The sequence below is a fragment of the Halorubrum sp. Eb13 genome, from assembly GCF_002252895.1.
Lineage (GTDB): Archaea > Halobacteriota > Halobacteria > Halobacteriales > Haloferacaceae > Halorubrum.
Map to the genome: position 1 here is coordinate 1 of NZ_NHPE01000054.1, position 6688 is coordinate 6688.

At 70.4% G+C, this 6688-nt stretch carries 8 protein-coding genes, 1 tRNA gene and 2 pseudogenes; 4 read left to right on the top strand and 7 right to left on the bottom strand.

The window, feature by feature from the left end; genetic code table 11:
- A pseudogene (locus tag DJ75_RS05855) lies at positions 1–181 on the top strand (carbohydrate kinase family protein); the annotation flags it as partial.
- Between the two features lie 18 nt (positions 182–199).
- Here DJ75_RS05855 and DJ75_RS05860 read toward each other — a convergent pair.
- Complete coding sequence (locus tag DJ75_RS05860) at positions 200–1027, bottom strand: BtpA/SgcQ family protein (RefSeq protein WP_094523428.1); 828 nt, start codon at positions 1025–1027, stop codon at positions 200–202.
- 82 nt (positions 1028–1109) lie between these two features.
- Here DJ75_RS05860 and DJ75_RS05865 point away from each other — a divergent pair, with 82 nt between their 5' ends.
- On the top strand, positions 1110–1556 hold the full coding sequence (locus DJ75_RS05865) for a hypothetical protein (RefSeq protein ID WP_094523430.1): 447 nt from the start codon (positions 1110–1112) through the stop codon (positions 1554–1556).
- A gap of 89 nt (positions 1557–1645) precedes the next feature.
- Here the strand turns inward: DJ75_RS05865 and DJ75_RS05870 are convergent.
- Positions 1646–2497: pseudogene (locus DJ75_RS05870) on the bottom strand (cbb3-type cytochrome c oxidase subunit I); the annotation flags it as partial.
- A gap of 69 nt (positions 2498–2566) precedes the next feature.
- Between DJ75_RS05870 and DJ75_RS05875 the strand changes: the two are divergent.
- Positions 2567–3007 (top strand): MoaD/ThiS family protein, encoded by a 441-nt coding sequence (locus DJ75_RS05875; RefSeq protein WP_094523432.1) that lies wholly within the window; start codon positions 2567–2569, stop codon positions 3005–3007.
- Between the two features lie 184 nt (positions 3008–3191).
- On the opposite strand, the gene DJ75_RS05880 is transcribed toward DJ75_RS05875, so the two are convergent.
- The 5 genes from DJ75_RS05880 to DJ75_RS05900 all read right to left on the bottom strand — a co-directional run bounded on the left by DJ75_RS05880 (position 3192) and on the right by DJ75_RS05900 (position 5061).
- Entirely contained in the window at positions 3192–3503 is a 312-nt protein-coding gene (locus tag DJ75_RS05880; RefSeq protein ID WP_176451425.1) for a HalOD1 output domain-containing protein, read from the bottom strand.
- 239 nt (positions 3504–3742) lie between these two features.
- Positions 3743–3827 (bottom strand) — tRNA-Leu (locus DJ75_RS05885).
- 85 nt (positions 3828–3912) lie between these two features.
- Positions 3913–4266: a ferredoxin gene (locus DJ75_RS05890; protein ID WP_094523436.1), complete on the bottom strand. Its 354-nt coding sequence runs from the start codon at positions 4264–4266 to the stop codon at positions 3913–3915.
- 100 nt (positions 4267–4366) lie between these two features.
- A complete protein-coding gene (locus tag DJ75_RS05895; RefSeq protein WP_094523439.1) occupies positions 4367–4606 on the bottom strand; it encodes a hypothetical protein in 240 nt (79 codons plus the stop codon).
- Positions 4603–5061, bottom strand: coding sequence for a DUF5796 family protein (locus tag DJ75_RS05900; protein ID WP_094523441.1), 459 nt, complete (start codon positions 5059–5061; stop codon positions 4603–4605). Before DJ75_RS05900 ends, DJ75_RS05895 begins: the two co-directional genes overlap by 4 nt.
- Before the next feature lie 137 nt (positions 5062–5198).
- On the opposite strand from DJ75_RS05900, the gene DJ75_RS05905 reads away from it, so the two are divergent.
- The gene (locus tag DJ75_RS05905; protein ID WP_094523443.1) at positions 5199–6533 is read left to right on the top strand and encodes a hypothetical protein; all 1335 of its coding nucleotides are present in this window, start codon (positions 5199–5201) and stop codon (positions 6531–6533) included.
- The last annotated feature ends 155 nt before the right edge of the window (positions 6534–6688 follow it).

Genomic DNA, 6688 nt, shown 5'->3' on the forward strand with positions numbered 1-6688 from the left:
CGGGCGCGACGGGGCCGGCGGGCGCGACGGGGCCGGCGCCGACGCCGCGGGCTCCGAGAGCGTCGCGGACGGCGTCCGGTTCGCGGCCGCGGTCGCCGCGATCAACTGCACGGAGCGGTTCGCGCAGGGCGGGCTCCCGACCCGCGAAGCGGTCGCGCGGTTCCTCGCCGAACGGGACTGACCCGGACCGAGGGCGACCTCAGCGCGCCTCGTCGGCCCGCGAGACGAGCTCGGCGACCCGGTCCGCGTCGACGGGCGCGGTGGTCTCGCCGCCCTCCTTGAGCGCCGTGCCGACGATGACGCCGTCGGCGACCGACAGCGTCCCGGCGACCGTCTCCGCGCTCACCCCGCTCCCGACGAGGACCGGCGTGTCGAGCCCGTGCGCGTCGCGCTCGGCGACGACCGCCTCCAGCGCCTCCGGGTCCGCCGCCTCGCCGGTTCCCCGTCCGGAGGCGATCACGGCGTCGGCGAGCCCGCGCTCGGCGGTGTCGGCGAACGACTCCGCGGTGTACCCCTCGGCCGACAGCGGGGCGGAGTGTTTCACGTCGGTGTCGGCGAACACCCCGACGTCGACGCCGAGCGCGTCCCGGAGCCGGAGCGTCTCGTGGGCCCGCCCCTGCACGACCCCCTGGTCCGTGACCCGCGCGCCGGTGTGGACGTTCACCCGAACGTAGTCGGCGCCGACCGCGGCCGCGACGGAGAGCGCGGCCTCGGCGTCGTTCCGGAGGACGTTGATCCCGAGCGGGAGGTCCGTCTCGTCGGCGACAGCGGTCGCGGCGCGGGTGACGGCCGCGACGACGTGTTTCGGGGCGTCGTCCGGGTAGAAGGGGGCGTCGCCGAAGTTCTCGATCATGATCCCGTCGACGCCGCCGCCGTCGAGGGCGCGGGCGTCGGCCGCGGCGCGGTCGAGCGCGTCCCGCATCGCGCGGACGCCGTCCGCCGGCGCCTTCGGCGCGCCCGGGAGTGGCGGGAGGTGTACCATGCCGATCACCGGCGCGTCCGTTCCGAAGGTGGCCTCGAACTCCATGTCACGCCCAGCGACGCCCGCTCCCCTCATAAGCCTCCCCACACGGTTTAGTCGGTCCGGGTCGAACTCGGGACGAACGGTCATGAGCCTTGACGTCGACGCCGACCCCGTGACCCGGAGCGGCGAGCTGACGCTCGTCCTCTCGCTCGGCGCTGCGCGGCGGCTCGCTGACCCCGAGGCGGCGTTCGCCGAGGCCCGCCGGTGGAGCCGGTACGTCGGGATCGTCGCGAACGACGCCGAAGCTGTCGAGGGGTTCGTCCGCGAGCACGGCGTCGAGAACGACTACGCGCTCCGCAACTGGGACAAGTGGGGGACGCTCGGCGACGTCTACGACGAGGCCGACACGCCGCGGCACGTCTTCGTCGGGACCTCTCCGTCCGACCGCCGCGTCGCGACCCACGTCGGCTTCGAGTACCGCCCGATCGGCGAGGCGGCCGAGAAGGCCGACTGGGAGCTCTCCGACCCTCGCTCCGCCGACGACTCGGGGTTCATCGACCGAATCCGCCGCGCGGTGAGCGACCGGCTTTGATGAGCGACCGGCTTTGATAAGCGGTCGCTCCGTCGCCGACGGAACTGGATTCTAAACAACTGATCGAGGATTAAAACCAAGGTTTCCGGTCAGTCGTCGTCGCCGCCGACGATCCCCTCCGCGACGGCCATGTCGTCGACGGTCGGGTCGTCCTCGGAGCGCCGGAGCGCGAAGCGCTTCCGAGCCACGTCGGCGGCGTAGACGGCGGTACCGGCGATAAGCAGCGTGTCGCCGGGGAGCCGCGCCCAGAACAGCGACTGGACGAGCGGCCGCTCGTAGAACGCGAGGCTCCGGGCCGCCGCGTAGCTCTCGGTGAACGCGACGTCGAGCTGGAGGAACCCGACCGGGAGCACGGAGACGAACACCATCAGCGCGAGCCCGACGTTCCAGAGCCAGAACGACGCGCGGAGCCACGAGCCGTCCCAGCGCTCGGGGTCGATCGACAGCTGGAGCACGTACGCGACCATTCCGAGCGCGAGGAACCCGAACGCGCCGAACATCGCGGCGTGGGCGTGGCCGACGGTGAGGTAGGTGCCGTGCTCGTAGTAGTTGACCAGCGGGAGGTTGATGAAGAAGCCGAGCACGCCTGCGCCGACGAAGTTCCACACCTCGCTGGCGACGATGAACATGAACGGGAGCGTGTAGGTGAACCCGCCCGAGGCGGTCATCGCCCGGTACTGACCGATCGCCTCGTAGAGGATGAAGATCAGCGGGAGCAGCTCCAGCGTCGAGAAGACGCTCCCGATCGGCGCCCAGTAGTCGGGCATGCCGACCCACCAGTAGTGGTGGGAGACCCCGATGACGCCGGTGCCCATTACCAGCAGCGCCTGCAGCATGACCGACTTCTCGGCGCTGCGTCGGGTGAGGAGGTTCATCGAGACGAGCGTGAGCCCGATGATGGTGACGATGAAGAACTCGAAGGCGCCCTCGACCCACATGTGGCGGCGGCCCGAATGGTGCCGAACATGTTCGTAACGGGGCTTACGCCCCGAGACGCCTTACAGAACGGTATGACCTCGAGTCAGCAGGCGGCAGAGCCCGCCGTCGAGAGCGCGCCGGACGCCGCGGCCGGAGGGGAAACGGAAGCCGAGACGACGGTCACGGTGCGCTGTACCGGGCACGTCCGCACGGAGCTCGGCGAGTACGAGTTCGAGTACACGTTCGAGGGCGACACCCTCCGCGCGTTCCTCGACGAGCTGTTCGAGGAGTACCCCGAGCTACAGGACATGCTCATCGCCGAGACCGAGGCGGACGCGACCCACAGCGGGTGGGCGCCGGCGCCCGAGGAGCTTCCCGGCACGTGGACGAAGAACCCGGTCGGTGAGCAGACCACCGCCTACGCCCGGATCCTCGTGAACGGCCACTTCAACGAGAACGAGAACGGCTTCGACACGACGTTAGAAGCGGGCGACCGCGTCGCCCTCGTCTACCCGTTCATGTTCTGTTGTTAGTCGAATTGCGTCGGTACGGCTCCCCGGAAACCGCTTCTCTGGACGTACTCACGACCGAGTCACTCCGTTCACTGACGAGTGAGGAGGGGCCGGTATTCTGGACCGGCCTGGTAGTCTGGAGCGACAGATAGACCAAGAGGAGCCTGGCGCTCGGGTGGCGGCCGGTAGTCGCCGCCGTTCGAAGCTACTTCGCGAACGCGGCCGGTTCCTCGTTCGGGACGAGTCGGAGCCACCGGTTCTCGACGACCTCGACCGTGTATCCCTGATACTGGAACGCGAGTCGATACGGCGTCGAGGATTCGCTCGCGTGGCCGACGAACGAGTCCAACGCCTCCGGATCGACGCTATCCCACAGCGGTTCGAGGTCGCCCGGGTCTCGGTCGGTCAAGTCTGCAATACTTTCGACTACTGTATAGCTCGTAGACTGATCGGCGGCCTCGTTCAGATCGACTTTGTACACAGGGACATCTCCGTCCCGGTTTGTTTCAATATCCATTGTGGCTGTATTACAAGACTCGGGTTACGATTCTAACACAGACTGTCAGGGACCGAGGCATAAGTCGTTTGCACCGGATATATTTGGCCAGAATACTGACATAATCTGTCGGTGAGCGCCGCGATATGCTGGGGAAGGGATTCGAACCGCGGTCACGCCGCTCGCTACGCTCGCGTCGCTCCCTGATTCGAACCCCTTCTCGGCCCAGTGCTGTCGCTCGCGGAGTGCTCGCGACAGCATGCGGGGGAAGGGATTCGAACCCTCGAACCTCTACAGGAGCGGATCTTAAGTCCGCCGCTTTTGGCCAGGCTCAGCCACCCCCGCGCGGATTTCGGTTCCGGCGGCGGGGTGAAACCCCTTTCGGATAGGCGGCGCCGTCCGGAGGCCGGTCCGTCGGTGGCGGTCCCCGTTACCAGTCGACCGAGAGCGTCCCGTCGCCGTGCGGGTTCGGCGCTATCTCCTCGTCGGTCCGCCGGTCGACGACGTGGATGACGCCCCGTTCCTTCTTCGCGGGACAGACCTCCGCCGCCCTTACGTTCTCCTCCAGTTCGTCCTCGCCGATGTAGTACGACCGCGGCTGCGCCATCCCGCTCTGGATGTCCATCACCCAGTTGTCGGCGACCTCGGCGCACTTCCCCGCTCCGAAGCACTTGTTCGCCTCGAACACGATCTTGTACGGCTTCTCCTCGACCGGCGGCCCCTCGCCGCCGATGTCGCTCGCGCGCACCGCCTCGTCGCCGTCGGCGTCCGCGTCCTCGCTCATACCTGCCCATCGGCGACCGCTGGACTTTCGTCTGTCGGTCGTTCCCCGCGAGTGCAGCCCGTTCCGGAGGCCGGGGGCGCGCCGCGGCTCGGCCCCTCGCTCACGCGTCGACGTGCTCCGCGAGCAGCCGCTCCGCGTGTTCGGCCGAGTCCGCGAGCTCCCACCGCACCTTGGCCGCGTCCCCGTACGCCAGCGCCTCCTTCAGCTCGTCGCGGAGCACGCCGGTGCCGAACCCGACCGTGTCGCCGTCGGCGTCTCCGAGTTCGTACAGCGCGTACCGAGTCGGGGCGCTTCCGACCGTCGAGCGGTCGAGGTCGCGCCAGGGCTTCGCGAGGCTCACCGGTGCGCGTCGAGCCCGTCCTCGGGGCCCTCGACGATCTCGAAGCTCCCCTCTGTCCAGCCGTCCTCGACGAAGACGAACACGCGGCCGCCGGCGATCTCGGGGTCCGCGATCACCTCGTTTCGCTGGTCGGTCCGGCCGACGATCACGCCGGGGAACACCTCTTCCCGCTCGCCCTCCTCGACCATGACGCGACCGACGCCGGAGTCCTCCAGGATCTCGTCGTCGGTGTTGTAGTCGTTGACGTAGGTCATCACGCCCTCGGTCTCGGTCGGGTCGGTGACGAGCACGTGGGTCTCTTTGCCGGGACCGGCAGTCACCGAACCCTCCACCGCGTCCGGAGCGCCGCGGTAGAGGGTCGTCCGCCCGTCGAGGTACTCGACGACGACTCCCTCCTCGCGGAGGTCGATCCCGATCGACGTCGGCGGGACGTCGCTGCGTGAAGGCGCTGACATACGCGCCGCTCGGGTCGCCCGCCTCAAAAGGGGCGCGCTCGGCGGCGGCCGGACGGTCCACGGCGACGTGCGGCGCGCACTCAGTTTCGAGAATCGGGCATCCCACATTTAAGTCCCCACCGACGGGAGAGTACCGTATGCAACGGACGCGACGGGGCCTGCTCGGCGCCGGCGTCGGGATCGCCGCCGGGGCCGCGGGGTGTCTCGGCGTTCGCGGCGTCGAGTACCCCGACGCGGCCCCGGACGCGACCGACGGCGACGACGGCGAACCTGATCCTCCCGGCGACGAGCAACTCGACGACCCCGATCCGGTCCTGAACGAGTCGCTCGCGGCGGCGACGCGGAACGTGGTCGACGACGCGGTCTGGTTCGCGACCGAGTACGCCGACGCGGTCGCGACGTACAGGGACGCGATCGCCGGCGTCGTCGCCGAGGTGGACGCCCTCCGCGCGGCGGCCGACGAGAGCGACGCGGTGACCGTCGAAATGGTTGACCGCTTGGACGCCGCCGCACGCGCCGCCGCCGATCGCGCGGCCGAGGCCCTGGAGCCGCACTTCCACCCGGAGGCCCGGATCCGCGGGCGAGCGCGGCGCCACGTCGAGGAGCTCCGAACGGTCGCGCCCCGGAACGACGTCGACCGGTTCTTAGAGGAGCTCGACCGCATGCGCCGAGGGTTCGCGAGCATCGGCACCGCGATCTACGTCGCGGAGGCGTTCTCCCGGGACCCGATCCACAACCGGCTGCTCGACCGACTGCTGTACCCCCTCCCCGAGGGCGACGAGCGGCGGCGGGCGGTCCGGGGGACCGCGTTCGTCGAGGTCGCGCTCGCGAGCCGCGGATCCGCGGCGTTCGCGCACGAGCCGTACGACGACGACCGGTACGACCGCTCCCGCATCCCGCGGATCTACGGCGGGGCGTTCGGGGCGGACCGGCGCGAGGAGCTCCGCGCCCGGCTGGGACCGGTACCGCGGAGCGAAGACCGGACCGATGAGCTGTTCGTCGCGTTCGCGGACCGCCCGTCCGCCGGCAACCGTCCGAGCGAGACGTTCGAGGGGTGGGCCTCCGAGCTGGACGGAACGCCCCTGTACGTCCAGCGCTACCCGGACGCCGACACCGCGAGCGAGCGGCTGGTGGCGGTTCTCGCCGACGCGTCGACCGAGGGGCGGGCGCCGATCGATCCCGGCGCCACGGCCGCCGGCTCGGACTTCTCCGGGAACGGCTCGGCGGACGGCGACGGCGGATCGGCCGACGGCGACGAGACCGGTGCCGACGACGGACCCGCTCGCTGGCACCGGCTCTACCACGACGAGGCCGAGGGCGAGCGCTACGGCTTCGACGAGCACGCCGGGGTCCAGTACGGCTACGTCGTGCGGGCCGGCGAGTTCCTGCTCGCCGCCGGGTTCTCCGGCGACGCGTGGGAGGAGCGCGCCGGGTGGCAGGGGCGGCTGGCCGACGGCTGGGGGGCGGTCTGATGAACGCGAACGGAGTCGGCCTCACGGCGGCGGTGTTCTCAGTGGCCGGCGTCGGCGTCGGTCTCGTCGCCGCGGTCGGGACGGGCTGGGCGGAGGCCGCGCTCGCGACGGCCGCGACCGGCGAGACCGCGCGGTTCGGACCGGTGTTCGTCGCG

Coding starts and splice junctions, on each gene's coding strand:
- DJ75_RS05860 (WP_094523428.1), bottom strand. CDS start 1,027: ATGGAGTTCGAGGCCACCTTCGGAACGGACGCGCCGGTGATCGGCATG.
- DJ75_RS05865 (WP_094523430.1), top strand. CDS start 1,110: ATGAGCCTTGACGTCGACGCCGACCCCGTGACCCGGAGCGGCGAGCTG.
- DJ75_RS05875 (WP_094523432.1), top strand. CDS start 2,567: ATGACCTCGAGTCAGCAGGCGGCAGAGCCCGCCGTCGAGAGCGCGCCG.
- DJ75_RS05880 (WP_176451425.1), bottom strand. CDS start 3,503: ATGGATATTGAAACAAACCGGGACGGAGATGTCCCTGTGTACAAAGTC.
- DJ75_RS05890 (WP_094523436.1), bottom strand. CDS start 4,266: ATGAGCGAGGACGCGGACGCCGACGGCGACGAGGCGGTGCGCGCGAGC.
- DJ75_RS05900 (WP_094523441.1), bottom strand. CDS start 5,061: ATGTCAGCGCCTTCACGCAGCGACGTCCCGCCGACGTCGATCGGGATC.
- DJ75_RS05905 (WP_094523443.1), top strand. CDS start 5,199: ATGCAACGGACGCGACGGGGCCTGCTCGGCGCCGGCGTCGGGATCGCC.